The following is an 18,035-nucleotide window of genomic DNA, read 5'->3' as shown; positions in this document are numbered from 1 at the left end:
TAACAAAAGTATCACAATTTCGTTTTATACCCGTTACCACTGAAACCTGCATCGGGTATATACCTATTTGAACCACCTGAACTCGAGAGAATGAAAATTATAGTATGGCGTATTTACTTTCTCTCATGTTCAAGTGCTATTATTAATATTCTGTTATTGTTTCCTTGCCCAACTCGTTAATAACAAGTTCGTTTAACATAGGCCCAATAGATTGCAGTGACTCTGGTGATAATATATTGTCATGAGCAAAAGGTAATCTAAATTGCACTAACTTTTTAATGAACGGTGCCCAAGATTTTTCAACATTCCATCCTTTGGGTAATGTTTTTTCAGCAACAAATAAATGCACTTTACCTTGATATACTTGAGTGGAGGCATTAGATAACAATCTAACAGTATCGCCATAATTAGCAACGATATCGCCAAACATTTTATTTTGTTCAGCTAATGATGCCTCATCTGATAGGTTACTTTCAGCTGAAGCTAAAAACTGACGTTTTTCCCTTTCAACTTCTTCGTTAGCTTCTTCTTCTGTTGGCCCTTTCCACTCTTGTCCTTCTGGTGGGTAGGTATCAAGCAACCCTACAAAGGCTACTTTTTCTCCTTGTTGCTCAAGTTTAGAAGCGAGAGCCATGGCGACCGTTCCACCAAACGAATAACCTAGAAAATGGTATGGTCCATGAGGCTGCACCTGTTTTAATACATTATAATAATGCATTACGGCAGCATTCATATCTTCACTAATAGCAACAGCGCCATTAGGTCGAGGAGACTGTAAACCAATAATAGGATAATTACCCACAAGGTATTTAGGAAACCCTGTATATTGCCATGAAAAACCAGAACCTGGGTTAATACAGATTAACGGATTACCTTGCCCTTGTCTTATAGGTAAAACATGACCAAACCCTGCTTTTTCGGGATCTTGTCGCAATGTTTCATCAAGCAATACTTCGGCTAATCCTGCTACAGTTGGTGATACCATAATTTGCCCTACAGATACGGGTAAAACCAATGTTGCTCTTAAGTTTGCAGCAAGTTTCATCGCCATTAGAGAATGCCCACCTAAACTAAAGAAATTATCTTCTGCAAAAACTTTTTCTACGTTGAGTAACTTTTCAAACTCTTTGGCAATGATAGTTTCAGCACCAATATCAGGAGTTCGTCCTACAACATTAAGGCTTTGCTCTGGGTCGGGTAATGATTTTCGATCCAGTTTCCCATTGGCACTTAAAGGGAATTTCCGTACTTCTATCAAGGTTACCGGCACCATATGAGCAGGTAAAACTAATGATAATTCAGCCAGCATTTCACTATGCCCTTCACTATGAGCTAATGGAGTTTCTTCATCCCCTTCTCTGCTGAAGTATCCTATTAATTGACGATTATCTTCTAACGAGTTCATTACATTTGATGAAATTAATTCTCTTGCATGTACTGCCGCTTGTTTAACACCTGTAAGTTGTAATAAGGCTTGCTCAATTTCGCCTATTTCAACTCTTAGCCCCCTAATTTTAAGTTGATCATCTGTTCGGCCTAAATAAACAACGTTACCGTTAGGTAACCATTTAGCTAAGTCTCCTGTTCGATACATTCTTTGGCCCTGTTTAAATGGGTCAGCAATAAATCGATCGGCGGTTAGTTCTGGTCTGTGTAAATATCCATTAGCTAATTGAGTGCCTGATAAATAAAGTTCACCCGTTGCACCTACACCTACGGCCCGAAGTTGATGATCGAGTATTTTTAATTCGGTATTCCATACAGGTTTTCCAATAGGAACACCCTGTAGTTTTGAATCAAAGGGAATAGATGTATCAAAATAGGTAACATCTACAGCAGCTTCAGTTGGCCCATATAAATTATGTAGAGGAACGTCACTTATTGATTTAAATTTAGCGACAAGTGCCGTTGATAAAGCTTCACCACTACAAAAAATTCGTTTTAATTTTCTATTCATTTCAGCTAATTCTGGCGATTCGCCGACGCTATCAATAAAAGCAGCGAGCATAGAAGGAACAAAATGTAATGTAGTAATATTTTCTGTAATCATTGTATTTAATAACAATTGAGGGTCGCGATGTGCTTCTGGTGGAGCCATGTATAAACAAGCACCTTGAATAAGTGGCCAGAAAAATTCCCAAACAGAAACATCGAAGCTTGATGGTGTTTTTTGTAAAACAACATCGCTACTCGCTAAGTTATATTCATGTTGCATCCACAATAATCGATTAACGATACTTTGATGAGATACCACAACACCTTTAGGTCGTCCTGTAGAGCCAGAGGTATAAATAACATAAGCTGGCGTACTTGCAGAAATTACTCTTTCTGTGAGTGGCGAAACATCATTTAAGGCAGCTTGTTCATAGTTATTATTGATTAAAGACTCTATCAATATAACTTTCATGGGAAGTTGCGAAAATTCGCCTTCAGTAAAACGAGATAATTGTTCGCGAGTTGTTATTAATAGCTTCACTTTTGCATCTTGAAGCATCATAGCTAATCGTTCATCCGGATAAGTACTATCCAGCGGTAAATATGCAGCACCAACTTCTATAACCGATTGTAAGGCGATACTTAGCTCGCAACTTCGTGGAATTGAAACACCGATAATACTGTCAGATAATGGCGTATCCGCTAATAACTGTAATGCTACATGTTCAACAACATGGCGCATTTCTTGGTAGGTAAAATGTTTAGTATTATCTTTTAATGCAATAGCTGAAGGTGATTGCGCGGCTTGATTTCGCAGTAAGTCACGTAAAGAATCAGTAGGTATTTCTCTAAAAGTATCGTTAGCGGTATTAATGATTTCTGTGTCGTAGTCTGTTTGCATAGTTAACTGCTGAAGACGTAACGATGGTTCATTTACTATTTGCGCGATAATCTGTATAAAAGCGTCAGCTAGACCTTTCGGCTCAGTAACAACCTCTTTATATTCAAATAAAACTCTAATTTGTTCACCGGGTAAAACAAGAATAGTTAATGGGTAGTGGGTATATCCCCTGTTCTCTACATGTTCAATACTCAGACCGTTAAAAGACTGACTTAATAAAGATTCTTGTACTGGGTAGTTTTCAACAACCAATAAGGTATCAAATAAATTATCCGTATTGACCAAACGTTGTATTTCGCCTAAGCCTAAACAGTCGTGCGATATCAAATTAATTTGCTGGTTCTGTAAATTAATTAATTGAGAGAGTATCGTTTCTGTAGTATTTAGTTTTACGCTAACGGGTAATGTATTACTAAATAATCCCACCTGTTCATCAATACCATTAATGTCAGAAAATCGCCCTGATACTGGGCTACCAAACACAACATTATCTCGACTGGTTAGTGACCCTAATTGCGCAGCCCAAGCACCTTGGATTAATGTATTTAACGTAATACCATGCGCTTGACAATATTCATTAACTTTCGTGGTTAAGTTTGTATCAAGTTGGCAATGTAACTCGCTAACATGTGATGAGTGCTTGCTGTTTGGATACACAATAGTAGGAGTTACCTGCGCTAAAGCCTTTTTCCATGCCTGCTCTGCGTGCTGCGTTGTTCGGTTTACCATTTGATAAACAATGTCTTGATATACATTTTCAGTACTTGTTTTTAAGCTTTCAATATGTTGATAAGCACTGAATAGATCACGTAATAGTATAGGCGTTGACCAACCATCAATAATAAGGTGATGAGCGGTGATCACAACCTCATATTGCAGCTCACTCATTCTAACTAAGTTAACAAAAAATAAACGTCCTTCATCTGTGTCAGGTGTGTATTTTTTATGACTAAAACTAAAGTTTCTATAAGCTTCTTTCATTTCTATAGCATGTAGCGCTTTTTGTTTTGGCTCTTGTTCCAAATGTCGAAAATCGTGCTCGGTAATACGACAATAGTGATACGCATCGTCTAACGACATATTGGGTATGAGCTGAAGTGGCTTACCTGTGATATCAACATCAAATTTAGCGGCTAATTGAGGATATTTTACAATTAAATGTGCAATAGCATTTTGCAGCTGACTTGGATCGACTTGGCCTTTTAACGTTATTTTAGTGGTAAAGCTATATTGGCTGCCCTCTTCTGCATATTGTGTATGAAACAGTAAGCCTGCTTGTAACGGTAGTGTCGGCAATATAATTGATTGTTCGCCATACTTTTCTACAAGTAGTTTTACTTCATCAGACGTTGGCATGTTTATATTAGATTGCGCATTAATATCAAGCTCTGTACTTAAGCTTAGGTCACTCATCAAACTCGCCATTTTTTTGGGCGTTCGTTCAGAAAATATATCTTGGGCTTTTAATTCAAATCCTTTTTTACGCATAGCAATACTCAGCCTCATTGCGCTGATACTATCTCCCGCCATTTTAAAAAAGTCGTTATCAATACCTACGCTTTCAAGCCCTAAAATATTGCCTATTTCTTCACACAACACAATTTCTTCGTGTGTTGTTGGTAACGATAAACTTTCACTCGTAACTTCTGGTTTGGGCAACATTTTCTTATTAATTTTCCCACTTACGGTAAGCGGCATTTCAGCCAAAACAGTCACAATAGCGGGCACCATGTAGGCGGGTAGTGTCGCCGATAATTGGTCATAAATAGATTCAACCACCTCTTCTTTTGACAGAGTATGCTCACTGGTTGTGCAATAAGCTAAAAGCCTATTACCATTTTCTGTTTCATCTACAATAACAGCCACTTCATTAATTACGTTAAGGCATGATAACGCAGCCTCAACATCACCTAGTTCAATACGGTATCCTCTAACTTTAACTTGATTATCGCACCGGCCTACAAATACTAATTCGCCCTCTGTAGACCATCGAACAATATCTCCCGTGGTATACATAACATCGCCAGCGACAAAAGGGTTTGCTACAAATTTTGTTGCTGTTATTTCTGGTCTGTTTAAATAACCTAATGACATGTTATCGCCCGCTAAATAAAGCTCCCCATTCATACCAATAGGAACCGAATTTAAATTTTGGTCAAGTACATATGCATAAGTATTCGCGAATGGTTTACCGATCAAAACCTCTGAAGATTGCGGTGTAATTTCTTTAGAGGTTGCATAAACCGTGAACTCGGTTGGACCATAAATATTATGCGCAGAAATAGACGAGTGCTGTAATGCTTGCCAAAGAAAGGGAGAGACAGGTTCGCCGCATATAGTCATCAGTAAGGGTTTATGCTGAGTTTTTTCACATAAACCCGCTTGAATTAATTGAGTTGCTAAAGATGGCGCAACGGCCATAGTATCGATTTTATCTTTCTCAATTAAATTTAATAATTCAAAAACGTCTTGTTTTACTTCATCTGCATATAAATGCAATGTATGCCCTAACAGCATAAGTATTATAGGATCCCATGATGTATCAAATGATAACGATCCAGTTAAAGCGACATTAAGTTGTTTATTCACCAGAGACTTACCATTGTCATCTTGCTGACTATAAACACTCGAATAAACAGCTTCCTCTAAGGCCGCAACTAAATTTATGAGACCGCCATGAGATACCGTTACGCCTTTAGGTCGACCTGTAGAACCTGAGGTATAAAATACATACGCAATATCTTTTTTTTCAATTAAAGCCGTATAATCTTTTAAGTGAGATGAATAACATGCGTTAAGTAATTCAATAATATAGCTATTATTTAAGCATACACATTCAATAGTGTTAGGTAATAAGTGTTGTTGTTCATCTAATGTTAGCGCAATACTAGGTACTTTATCCTCACACATCATAGCTAAACGTTCAGGTGGATGATTTAAATCTAAAGGTAAATACACGCCACCAACAGCCATAATTGCAAATATTGAAATAATAGAATCAATACTGCGCGGTAAAGCCACGGCAACTAAGTCACCTGGTTTAACATCATAAGTTAAGAGTAAGCGGCTTAATTGATTAACACGGCAAGATAACTCAGCAAAAGTAAGCTCGTTTTCTCCAAAAACAACAGCTGTTCCATAAGCATTATGTTCAACCTGATTTTCTAGTAACGCTATAATTGAAGAGCCATACTGCGCAGTGCTTAAGTCATTTCCTTTAGACCATTTGGTTATTTTTTGTATTTCTTTTGGTGTTATTAACGATAACGATTGGATGTTGCTTGCACTATCAATACAGTATTGTGTGAGCAAGTGAGTTAAGCGTTCTCCATGTAAATTTAATTCATCTTTTGTATAGCGAGATGAGTTGGCCGATAATTCAATAGATAATTCGCCTTGATTTACATACACACCAAATTCAATATCTTCAATGGGTCCTGTTGCAAGCTGATGTGTATTGCCAATAACACCAGAAAAATCGAGTGTATAATCAAATAATTTACAGTTTAATGTGGCGCTATATAATCGCTTATTGCCGCCTGTTCTTCCTAAGTCATGATGAATTTGTTCAGATTCATACCTTTGATGGCGACGTATTTTTCTTATCTCATTTTTAAGTAACCTTGTAATATCGTCTAGCGTGCTTTCAGGAGATATTTCCAAACTTAACGGTAATACGTTAACAGTAGTCCCTAATGTACTTAGTGCTTCAGACCCCATTCGTCTCATTAATGGGTATCCTATACATACGGTTTTTTGTTGAGTTATTTTAGAGATATAAACAAGTACTGCTGCACTAGTAATATCAGCAATAGATAAATTAACTCGACTATTTATTTGCTTCACAATATCAGTGGGCACTGAAAGTTTGTGCCTGATAACTGAGGTATTTAAACCATCATTATTTAATGACTTACGGTACGATAAAGATTCTTGAGCAGGAATATATTGACAATAGTTTTGCCAAAAAATTTTATCTTTTTCTTTCTTTTCTGACGATTCATACGCCATGTATTCATTAATTACATTAGCATAAGCTGTAAAAGGGCTATTCCCTATGGGTTGCTGTGAAGTTAAAGCCGTATAAATAGTGGCAATACGTTGCGTTAAGGCAGTAAAACTAAAACCATCTATCGCTAAGTGATGATAACGTTGATACCAAAAGAAGCGGTTTTCACCCTCTTTAGGCGCTAACATAAAAATTTTATGTTTATACAAACAGATGGAGTCGCTTGCTCTTTTTGCTTGATGTATATCTTTTTGCATTAACAATAAAGCTTCTTCTTTATCATTTTGAACGCTAGATAAATTAACAAACGCGACATCAGCAATTTTTTCGACAGCAGGTAATGAAGGTATAATTTGAATTGAACCTTCTGGCTTATTTTTATATGAACTATGTACGGTGTCGGCTTCGGATAATCCCAGTTTAATGGCTTTTTGTAGCGTTTTTATGTCGATATCACCGCGTAGTTCAACATATTGGGCTACGGTAAATGTATTTTGCTCTGTTGCGAATTGATCAGCTAACCAAATACCTAACTGCGGACCAATAATAGGGAAAGTTTCTATTGTAGAAGAAGACGTAAGAATAGTATGCGGCACAGGTAAATCCTTTAATTAAGTGGCGTAAAATGCAATACCTATTTCATTATTAAATGAATTATGTATTGCCATGTTTTCAATCAAAAATTACATATCATTCAGCTAAAAAGGTAATACAGTTCTCTCTTTCATCAGGACCAAATACAACATTCCATCCATCGGGAATATGAATAGAATTTGGCCACAAACTTTGTTGAGCCTTTTCATTGATTAAAACAAAAAATTGGTGATCCGTATTATCAAATGGATTTTGGTATTCGCTCATTATTTATCCTTAATTACGATGTAGTTGCGTTATGATTTACAAAATAGTTGTTCTCTTATTTGCTATTAATGTTGGTACAGTTAGGTACTGCAAGAGAAAAGAAACCAGCCCCTCTCGCCAACAAATTTGATCGTGTCCACCGCAATATTCGGTGAAACTGACTTTATGATGAGTTTTTACTAGCGATTTAAAAAAATGATGATTCAGTGCAAGTAACCGTTTTTCCTGATCACCTACCTGCATAACAATATGCGTATTTACATTAGCTATGTTGCTGTTTAATACTTCCGTAGTTAACCAACCATCTTCCTTGACGCTTTTATCTGCCTTCATCCATTGAGACATTAAAGATGAGTCAGGCCACCAAAACGAACCTGATTGACATAACACATGACTAAACATACCAAGGCCACTTAGCCCTGCATACATGGCAGCTAAACCTCCTAGGCTTTGCCCTACTACGGCACGTTTTTTTAATGAAACTCGATGGTTAAATCGCTGATTAACATCAAGAAGAAGCTCATCTTTTATTGCCTGCCAAAACAAAGAATTACAGCCAAAATCAACTTGCCTATTTGACGGCGACGTATTATTTACAAAAACATAAAATGCAGGAGCCAGCTTTCTTTCTTCAGTAAGCTGTTGTAACGCAGAAAAAATTGGCATGTACTCCGCCCAAATCTCTCCATCAAGTAATAAAACTAAAGGCTTATCACCTTGTAAATCTGAGTGTGAATTTTGAGTTTCAAATACCCATACCGTGCGTTCGTTTCCAAGCAATTGACTTTTCCACTGCAAAGACGCTAACAACGAACAATTATTTTTATAAGGCAATGTTTGGTCTGTTTCTGATGCATCCCATATTTTCCATATGTTGTAATACTCAGCATTAGGAAGATATAAATGAGATCGACTTTGCCCCCATATACAATATTTAGGACTTAATATATTAAAAGGGTCTGCGACTGAAAAAGGTAAGATTGAACGCCACCATTGACGGTGATTTTGTTTCATTTGTTGAATGTTATAACTTGTACCGCTCACTTGAACAACGGGAGGCAAATAATCAGACGTAACAGGAATAAATTGATAGGTTCCATGCCAGTCAGATAAAAGCTCTGTTTGCCAATACCATACATCTGTACCAGTAACCCTTGTTAAAGTCTCAGGTTCAGATTTATGATGATCAGTTATACAATTAACCTCAATATAAACCGCTGATGTTGAAGAGCTCTCTTCATTACCTTCAGGATCTCGCCAAAAAAAGGTGACAGTACATTTATCGCCTTTACAATCGATAATTGGCGTTCCCATCTCTGCGATATTTTTCCACCAAGTATCATGTCCAACATTCCCTTTTAACAACAAAGAACCTCCTTAAGCTAAAAATTTAAAAATATAAGCTGCGATTAATAATATAATAGAACCAAACATTATTGTAAATAAGAATCATTATTGTTAAGATTAGCATAACTAAGAAAAATGTTTTTAAAAAATAAAATAAAGGACTTTCATGAAACATAGAAAACACAATCAATCTAATTACCCACTAAAAACTCTTATAGCAATTGGTTGCGGTATATCTTCATTTTCAGCACTAGCTGATGAACATAAAAATATTGAACATATGGTGGTAACGGCAACAGGTAATGAACACGTTGCCATTACTGCGCCTGCTTCCATTTCAGTTCTAACACCTGAAGATATTGAAAGAATGCCAATTAAAGACATTGGCGATGCATTAAGAGGTTTAGCGGGTGTATCTATTACCAACTGGGCTGGTGGACGAAATGAAATTAATTTACGTGGCTTGGACGAAGATTATGTATTAATGCTAGTAGATGGTAAGCGTGTATCTTCAAGTAATGGATTATGGCGAGGAGGTAATTTTGACAATACTTCAATTCCATTATCATCAATCAGCAGTGTAGAAGTTGTTCGCGGTCCAATGTCTGCACTTTATGGTTCAGATGCTGTTGGCGGTGTTATAAACATCATCACTAAGTCACCCTCTAAAGAGTGGAAAACAACAGTCAGTGCTGAATCTGGCTTTATGAGTAAAGGTGATGGCGGTGATCGTTACCGCGCTAACGTATACACAAGCGGACAAATTAATGATGAATTGTCACTGACTTTTTCTGCTGAAAAAGCAGAACAAGATTTCTGGAATTACGACAAGGTTACACCAAATCATGACACCATAGAAAAACGCGAAACCTTAAAATTTTCAACCTCTCTTCAATGGAATATATCTAAAAATCAATCTATTGATTTCGATCTTTCTAAAGATGAAGATGAAGTACCACCCACTAATTATGGTGGAGCGATTAGAGAACAATCAATCGACAGACTTACCTTTGGTATAACCCATAAAGCTGAATTTGATTGGGGCGGAACGCAAGTTTTAATTAACCGTTCTGAAGCGGATTTATACGATTATAATTCTCGCTACAACCTTCAACCTCCACTGGGTAGAGACATAAAAGAAACATTTACAACCGCTCGAGGAACCGTTTTTCTACCATTAGATAAACACGACATTACATTAGGCGCTGAATATTTAGATACAGAGATAGATGATCCAGTTCAATACCCTGAAACCGGTGGAGATAGCATTAGCTTAACGTCAGTGTTTGCACAAGATGAAATCCAATTAGGTGAATCATTAATAGCAACCCTTGGTGCCCGCATAGAAAACAGTGAAGAATATGGCACACATACCAGTCCTCGCGCTTACTTAGTGTATTCAATCAACGATGATGTTGTTATTAAAGGTGGAGTTGGTAAAGCCTTTAGAGCACCTACGTTATTTGAATCATCAAAATCATTTGGCTCAGTAAGTTGTGCTGGGGCTTGTACAGTTCAAGGTAACCCTGACTTAAAAGAAGAAACGAGTACTAATACAGAATTATCTGTTTTAGTGAATAAAGAAAACTGGTCTATGTCTGCCACTATCTTTAATAACACAGTGAAAAACTTAATAGCAGTAAGTGCTTGGGATGGCGTTAGCCCATCACGACTGTATTTCAACAGCACAGAAGTAGACTTACAAGGCTTAGAGCTTATGGCTTCTGCTGCTTTAAGCGAAACAGTTTCTGTTGACCTAAATTACTCTTATTTAACCACTGAAGATGAAAATGGCCAATCTTTACCTTATCGTCCAGAAAATACCGGGAATGTAAAAGTAAGCTGGCAAGTCATTGACTCAGTTTCGTTATACACCAATGTTAATTATTACGGTGAACATTTAAATAGCAGAACAGAAGAAATGTCTGGCTACTCACTGGTTGATCTAGGTGTTAATTATAAAGTGAGTAATGCTATTCAACTAAGAGCTGGTATGGCTAACGTAACAGATGAACAGCCTGTTTTAGATGAGCCCACTTCAGAAGCTATTTTACAAGGTCGTTCATTATTTATTGGTGGCACATTTAGTTTTTAATTAATGAGCATTTTGCTAAAAAGTATATAAAACGTTAAGGGACTCATTACTTGAGTCCCTTTTTCCGTAAGACTATTAAACCTGAACTCGGCTTAACAAATGTTTCTCTAGCGGCTAATTTTCCTAACTTCTGCGTTAAATTTACTTGCAATAGACTAACTAGCTATTGACGCGAAATTTGCCTTGAATTAAGAAAAAATATCAAGTTAGGGCTTCAATGAAATCATTTTTTATATTTCAACTTGTTAAATATCTATTAAACCGAGCTCAAGTTATTAAATAATTTAACTAAAATGAAAATTACATTAATCATCATATTTATTATGAGTTGTTGCCTATTTTATATCACACTAAAACATCAAAACTGGCTTAAAAAACCTTTGATAAAACCTTGGCGCTACATTGGTTATATGGTGCTGATAATATCCTTTATTGGATTTTTAACGCTTTACCCAACTAATACAGCAATATTTACCTGTATCTCTCTATTAATGTTCGTTTTAGGCTTATTGCCATTTTTATCGTCAATAAAACCAAAAGGAAAATAAAGTGAATACAAACAAAAAAATAAAGCCTGACTGGTTAAGTAAAAGCTTGTCAGGCTCAATACTTGGATTGTCGTTAGCTATATTACTCAGCGGTATTTTTGCATGGGCGGGTTACCAAGGCATAACAGCACCAAATAAAGTGCAATTTGTTATGTGGATCATCTCACCTATTTGGCTTCTTATACTGAGTTTTACCTATTTATTTCCTTCAGGGAAGCAAGCCTTTTTATGGTTATGCAGCTGCAATATAGTGGCAGGATTAATATTAACTTGGCTTAAATTTTAATTGATACGAATCAATGTAAGGAAAAAAAATGAAAGTACGTAGTGATATTCTCAGAATTTATCAGTCTATACATATTTGGACTGGTATAGTCACTGGGCTTGTTTTATTTATCGCGTTTTATGCTGGTTCGTTAACTATGTTTAAACCCAACATAGATCGCTGGATGGCTCCCCCTGCTGAAATATTATCCCCCATTCCTGCAATGCAATATCAGCAGTTAGTGGATAAAGTGCTTGAGCAAAAACCAGCAGCTCACCAAGGTTTTACATTATTTTTTAATGCTAAAGAATTAAATCAGTCCCCTATTATTTGGCATGATACGCCTCAAAGTAGAGGCTTAACATTAGAAACAACACAATGGCACGGTACACTAAACGAGGCTAGTGACTTAGTAACGCAACAAGTTACACCATCGGTATTAGCTGAGCTAATTGATATGTTACATAGAACAGCGGGAATTCCAGGAGAAGTAGGCCATGAAGAACTCGGCGTTTTAATCCTAGGTGTCGCGTCAGTTTTATATTTTTTAGCGTTAGTTTCAGGTGTTATATTTTTACTGCCTTCTTTAGTAAAAACCTTCTTAGCATTGAGAAAAAACAAATCAACGAGCCGGTTTTGGCTTGATTCTCACAATATTGTTGGGCTAACTAGCTTACCCTTTCATATCATTATGAGTGTCACCGTTGTTGTTTTTGCCTTTCATGATGTTTTATATGGCGGATTACAAACAATGGTATACGGTGAAGAACCTATGTTTTCACGACCTGTATCCAAAATAGAAGTACCTGCTGAAATTCAAAATTTATTATCCGTTGAAGAGTTACTTCAAAAATCAAAGTCTGTCGCACCAGATTTTCAAGTAACTAATATGATGTTTACAGGTTTACAAGGAGATAGAGCCGTTGTTCGCTTAGGTGTTTATAACCCTGACTATGTAATGAGAGGGCCTATTACCGATTATATTTTCATTCATCCGTACAACGGCATGATACTCAACAGTACATTAAATCCTACACCCGAAGGGCTATGGAATAGAATTGTCGCCACTTTTTTTGCCTTACATTTTGGTAGCTACGGAGGTGATTTAGTGCGCTGGCTTTATTTCTTTCTTGGTATTAGCGGTGCGTTCTTATTTTATTCAGGGAATATTCTTTGGTTAGAAAAACGTCGAATAAAACAAAAGGCTAACTCCCCTACTCCTGTGCAATCAAGAGCTTGCTACAACATGGCAAGTGCTACGGTAGGCGTTTGCTTGGGATCTTTAACCGCCGTGTTATTAACCATGGTAGTTGGCAAATGGTTATACCTGCATGTAAACAACATAAATCATTACTATTATGGCTTGTATTATAGCTTTTTCATTAGTGCTGTTTGTTGGGCTTTTATAAGGGGTGCAGCCCGAGCAGGGATAGAATTACTTTACCTTACCGCAATAGCAGCATTTGCTATTCCGATTACATCAATTATCGCTTGGTTCGATTTATTGCCTATATGGTCATCACTCTCCAATTCAACATTGGGAGTCGATATTACCGCGTTAATAACAGGCATTGTGTTATTGGTATTAACTAAAAAAGCGAAGTTAAGAGCAATAAATGGAGAGCCTGATAGCGTATGGTCTCTGCAACCCGTTATTAAATAAAGTGTGAACAAGCACAACAAAAGTACTTTTTAAAACTTGAAAGAACGTTTAAGAAAACCACCTTGTAACAAAGGTGGTTTTTTATTATCAATAGCAGTCAAATACCTGTATTCATACAATCAACAAGGTTTGGCGCTAGGTAGTAACATTTTATGATTAACCCACTTCCACAATAAAATAGGAGAAATAACCGTAAGAATAATGCTCACCATGGCGACGACATCCATGCCCAGTATATTGCTGTTTTCATCTACGGATAATACGGCTACAGATAAAAAACCCGCTGCGCCTGATGCAATATTACTCACGGTATTATTTAAAGACATAAACGCAGCTCGTTGAGGTGGTGCAGGTAAGTGACTAACAATGCTTCCCGTAACACTGGTACGAATAGTACTAAATGTCATCATTAAGGCAAAAAGAACAAATAAATATTCTGTTTTAGGAGTAGATATAAAAATAAAGTAAATAGTTACAACAGCTAACAAAGCACTCACGAGATGTAATTGATGGCGCATACCTTGGTCGAATAACCTACCAGAAAATTGCAGCATGATAAAACTGGCTAACCCACCGCTAAAATATAAGGCCGACATATGTTCTCGTGGGAATGATAAATTAAACTGAAAGTAAGCTGAAAAATTACTAATAATAAGAAAATGCGCAAAAATTTGTAAACCAACCACTAAAAACGCCACTTTCACTTTGAATTGAGAAAATAATTGACGAACAACTGAAATATTTTTCACCTCATTTTTTTGTGGTTGAATATGAGAGGTCATTTTCGGGAAGATCAAGACACACACTAAAGCAAGCGCACATCCTAATAAACCAAAAAACCAAAAGTTTATTTGCCAAGAAAAATAAAGAGATATCCACAAAGATATGGGTACCATAATAACTGCAGCAATAGAAAAAGCACTACCTAGAAAAGCCATAACTCTTCCTCTATGAGGCGGTGGAGTTACATCGATAACCGATGCCATTAATACAGATGACGCTGGCCCCGTAAAACACCCTGATAATGTAAACAGTAAAATAAGTATCAGAGGTGATATAGCAAACCCACAAGCAATTAAGCATACACCACGTAATAACAGAAATATCACCAGCACATTTTTACGGTCATATTTATCAATATGCCCCGCTAGTAACCACGTCATTAATGCTGAACCAAACATACTTCCACCTATAAGATAGCCAATATGTGCGGGGTTAAAATTAATACTGTCAACTAAGTCGGGTCCCAGCGGGACAACCATCATAAATCCACCTAGTGAAATAATATTTATTAAAAAGGCTAATCTAATAACAAGTTTATTTGGAGCTGACTGTTCAGTTTTAGGTAAAGTCATATTCTCTTCCTGAGACATTGTGAAATAAAAATAGAGAGCCGTTTAATCTCTCAAAAATTACGATAGAGCAATTGTACACATCAACCAGATAAACACAAATGATAATCATTGTTATTTATATTGACTTTTAAATAATTCTCATGCGAATATATCTCATCTGGATTTTAATTTATAAAGGGAGCTTCAAGATGAAATGCAATAACGATACGATTAAAGAACAATATTCTTTAAAATCAGAACCTGAGTTTATTTTTACATCTAAAGGCCAATCATTAACGGCCTACGGAATTGAATGCAAAATATCAAATAAAGGTCTTAGTCAAAGCGCCTTTATAGAAACGATAAAATCTCGTTTACATACATTAAAATTAAGCGGGCATGAAAATCCTATTGTCATTGGTTCTATCCCTTTTGATACATCAAGCGAAACCGAGTTATTTATACCCAAACAGACTCAGTTTTCTTCATCTCTAAGATTAAATTCACCTAAATACAAAGGTGTAAATCCGTTAAGTTCCATCTCAGAAGTTACTGGAGAAAATCACTTTAAAGTGGCAGTAAATAAAGCCCTCTCTCTATCTAAACATACAGGTTTAAATAAAGTCGTTTTATCAAGGGCTATTGATGTTGAAACAAATATTGCACTTAATGCAAGTACCATGGCCGCCACTTTATATCAGCAAAACCTTAATGCTTTTATTTTTTCAATTCCACAATCAAACGGCACTACGTTAATTGGAGCAAGTCCAGAGTTATTAGTAAGAAAGCAAGGCTCTGAAATAAGTAGCAATCCTCTTGCTGGTTCAAGAAAACGGGTAAATTATCTGGAAAAAGATAAAGAATCTGCGAACGATTTATTTCAATGTAAAAAAGATAGATACGAACATAAATTGGTCGCTGATGCGGTATCGAGTGGCCTTACCCCATACTGCCAAACACTAAATACCCCTAATGAACCATCAATTATTGAAACACCAACCATGTTACACCTATCAACAAAAATTAACGGCTCACTCATATCTAAAAACACCAATGTATTAGAGCTGGCATATGCTTTACATCCAACTCCTGCGATATGTGGTACCCCGGCGGATCTTGCTAAATCAGTTATTCAGCATATTGAAGGGTACGAGCGAGATCAATTTTGTGGAGCCGTTGGTTGGATGGATTCAGAAGGTAACGGTGAATGGGTTGTTACCATTCGATGTGGTGTTATTAAACAAAATAAAATTCGTCTTTATGCGGGAGCCGGTATTGTGGATGGGTCTGATCCCTTAGCTGAATTTAACGAAACTGAAGCTAAGCTCAATACTATGCTAAAAGCGTTAGGCTTAGAGTCTCAGCAGATAAAACCAAATGTAGCCAAACAAGTGGAACATATCGCATGAGTATTCCTTTTACACAATGGCCAAATGATATTGCGCAACACTATATAGATAGTGGGTATTGGATAAATAAACCTTTAACCCATATTATCCAAAAACAACTGTCAAACAATGCAAATAAAATTGCTCTAATTTGTAATAACAGAACGTTTACCTATCAAGATATTGATGTGCTTAGCAACCAACTCGCAGCGCAGTTATTAATGCGGAACATTGATAATGATGCCATAGCATTAGTACACCTGCCTAATAGTGCGGAATTTTACATTGTATTTTTTGCCTTATTAAAATGCGGTATAGCCCCTATTAATGCATTATTTAATCATAGCTCATATGAATTACTTTCATTTAGCCAGCAGGTAAAACCTTCTTTGGTTATTTTATCAAGCCAGCACCCCTTACTTGCTAATGACGACACTCAATTTATTGATAAAATTAAATCTAACTGTAAACAGCCTCAAAACATTCTTATTGTGGGTGATACTCCACATAAGAATACATTAGCTCCAATTTATTGGGCTAACGAAAATTCCGCGTTTATATTTGGGAAACATAATCAATGTAAAAAAGTTCAAGAAGAAACGACTGCAGATAAGGTTGCATTCTTTCAACTATCAGGTGGAAGTACCGGTACGCCTAAGCTCATACCCAGAACTCATAACGATTACTATTATAGCGTCAAACAAAGTGCTGAAATCTGCCAACTTTCAAACAACACTATTTATTTATGTGCCTTACCAGCACCGCACAACTTTACGTTAAGTTCGCCAGGTGCCTTAGGTGTATTTTATGCTGGAGGAACAGTCGTCACAGCAGCAGACCCTAGCCCTACGATTTGTTTCCCATTAATTTATCAACATAACGTTACTTTTACAGCATTAGTCCCGCCTGCCCTACATCTTTGGTTAAATAGTATTGCTGATAGACACAATGGTCACAATCAAAGACAGCAGCTTTACACATTAAAAACCATACAGGTTGGCGGCGCAAAGCTTAGTTCGGCTATTGCTGAAAAAGTTAATAGCGAACTGGATTGTACGCTACAGCAAGTATTTGGTATGGCGGAAGGATTAGTCAATTATACACACTATACCGATGACATTTGGCATATTAACAACACTCAAGGAAAGCCAATGTCGCCCGGCGATGAAATAAAAATAGTAGACGAATCAGGGGCCCCTGTTGCGATGGGGGAAACCGGCGCGTTATGGACACGAGGACCTTACACTTTCAGAGGCTACTATAACTCCCCTATCGCCAATCAACGAGCATTCGATAAAGATGGATTTTACTGTACAGGTGATCTTGTTAAACAAACACCATCAGGACACCTTATTGTTATGGGTCGAAACAAAGATCAAATCAATCGCGGTGGTGAAAAAATAGATGCACAAGAAATAGAAGAATTACTCTTACATATGCCCGAAATAATAGATGTCGCTTTAGTCGCAATACCCGATGACATTATGGGTGAATGCAGTTGTGCTTTTGTTGTATGCAATTCTCTAATAAAGAAAAAAGATATTCGTCGATTCCTCAGAGAACATGGAGTGGCCAGTTTTAAAATACCTGATCACATCACAATGGTTGATACCTTACCCAAAACAGCCGTAGGCAAAATAGACAAACGCTGCCTACGTAATTCACTTATCACAGAAAGCACTTGTTAAC

General features: G+C 36.8%; 9 protein-coding genes. 5 read left to right on the top strand and 4 right to left on the bottom strand.

The genetic code is table 11. From position 1 onward, the window contains the following. Positions 1–142: 142 nt before the first annotated feature. The 3 genes from AC0L5Q_RS15145 to fes all read right to left on the bottom strand — a co-directional run bounded on the left by AC0L5Q_RS15145 (position 143) and on the right by fes (position 9,074). Positions 143–7,441 carry an amino acid adenylation domain-containing protein gene (locus AC0L5Q_RS15145; RefSeq protein ID WP_473610620.1) on the bottom strand — a complete coding sequence of 2,433 codons (7,299 nt, stop codon included), beginning with the start codon at positions 7,439–7,441 and terminating at the stop codon, positions 143–145. 94 nt (positions 7,442–7,535) lie between these two features. Then, positions 7,536–7,706: an MbtH family protein gene (locus tag AC0L5Q_RS15140; RefSeq protein ID WP_076417708.1), complete on the bottom strand. Its 171-nt coding sequence runs from the start codon at positions 7,704–7,706 to the stop codon at positions 7,536–7,538. 36 nt (positions 7,707–7,742) lie between these two features. Continuing rightward, entirely contained in the window at positions 7,743–9,074 is a 1,332-nt protein-coding gene (fes, locus tag AC0L5Q_RS15135) for an enterochelin esterase (protein ID WP_473610614.1), read from the bottom strand. A gap of 145 nt (positions 9,075–9,219) precedes the next feature. Here fes and AC0L5Q_RS15130 point away from each other — a divergent pair, with 145 nt between their 5' ends. From AC0L5Q_RS15130 to AC0L5Q_RS15120, 3 genes are all read left to right on the top strand, one after another. Then, complete coding sequence (locus AC0L5Q_RS15130; protein WP_473610610.1) at positions 9,220–11,148, top strand: TonB-dependent receptor domain-containing protein; 1,929 nt, start codon at positions 9,220–9,222, stop codon at positions 11,146–11,148. Positions 11,149–11,697: 549 nt separating this feature from the next. After that, positions 11,698–11,982, top strand: coding sequence for a hypothetical protein (locus tag AC0L5Q_RS15125; RefSeq protein ID WP_473610606.1), 285 nt, complete (start codon positions 11,698–11,700; stop codon positions 11,980–11,982). Positions 11,983–12,010: 28 nt separating this feature from the next. Next, positions 12,011–13,624, top strand: coding sequence for a PepSY-associated TM helix domain-containing protein (locus tag AC0L5Q_RS15120; protein WP_473610602.1), 1,614 nt, complete (start codon positions 12,011–12,013; stop codon positions 13,622–13,624). Between the two features lie 119 nt (positions 13,625–13,743). Here the strand turns inward: AC0L5Q_RS15120 and AC0L5Q_RS15115 are convergent, their stop codons facing one another. Further along, on the bottom strand, positions 13,744–14,979 hold the full coding sequence (locus AC0L5Q_RS15115) for an MFS transporter (protein ID WP_473610599.1): 1,236 nt from the start codon (positions 14,977–14,979) through the stop codon (positions 13,744–13,746). 188 nt (positions 14,980–15,167) lie between these two features. On the opposite strand from AC0L5Q_RS15115, the gene AC0L5Q_RS15110 reads away from it, so the two are divergent. Beyond that, positions 15,168–16,367 (top strand): isochorismate synthase, encoded by a 1,200-nt coding sequence (locus AC0L5Q_RS15110; RefSeq protein ID WP_473610595.1) that lies wholly within the window; start codon positions 15,168–15,170, stop codon positions 16,365–16,367. After that, the gene (locus AC0L5Q_RS15105; RefSeq protein ID WP_473610592.1) at positions 16,364–18,034 is read left to right on the top strand and encodes a (2,3-dihydroxybenzoyl)adenylate synthase; all 1,671 of its coding nucleotides are present in this window, start codon (positions 16,364–16,366) and stop codon (positions 18,032–18,034) included. The genes AC0L5Q_RS15110 and AC0L5Q_RS15105 overlap by 4 nt, the downstream gene beginning before the upstream one ends. Position 18,035: the final 1 nt, after the last annotated feature.

Source organism: Pseudocolwellia sp. G5-9, from assembly GCF_055808995.1.
Note: the sequence above shows the minus strand (reverse complement) of the source record. Positions and strands in the feature narration are given on the sequence as shown.

Coding starts and splice junctions, on each gene's coding strand:
- AC0L5Q_RS15120 (WP_473610602.1), top strand. CDS start 12,011: ATGAAAGTACGTAGTGATATTCTCAGAATTTATCAGTCTATACATATT.
- AC0L5Q_RS15130 (WP_473610610.1), top strand. CDS start 9,220: ATGAAACATAGAAAACACAATCAATCTAATTACCCACTAAAAACTCTT.
- AC0L5Q_RS15110 (WP_473610595.1), top strand. CDS start 15,168: ATGAAATGCAATAACGATACGATTAAAGAACAATATTCTTTAAAATCA.
- AC0L5Q_RS15105 (WP_473610592.1), top strand. CDS start 16,364: ATGAGTATTCCTTTTACACAATGGCCAAATGATATTGCGCAACACTAT.
- AC0L5Q_RS15115 (WP_473610599.1), bottom strand. CDS start 14,979: ATGACTTTACCTAAAACTGAACAGTCAGCTCCAAATAAACTTGTTATT.
- AC0L5Q_RS15140 (WP_076417708.1), bottom strand. CDS start 7,706: ATGAGCGAATACCAAAATCCATTTGATAATACGGATCACCAATTTTTT.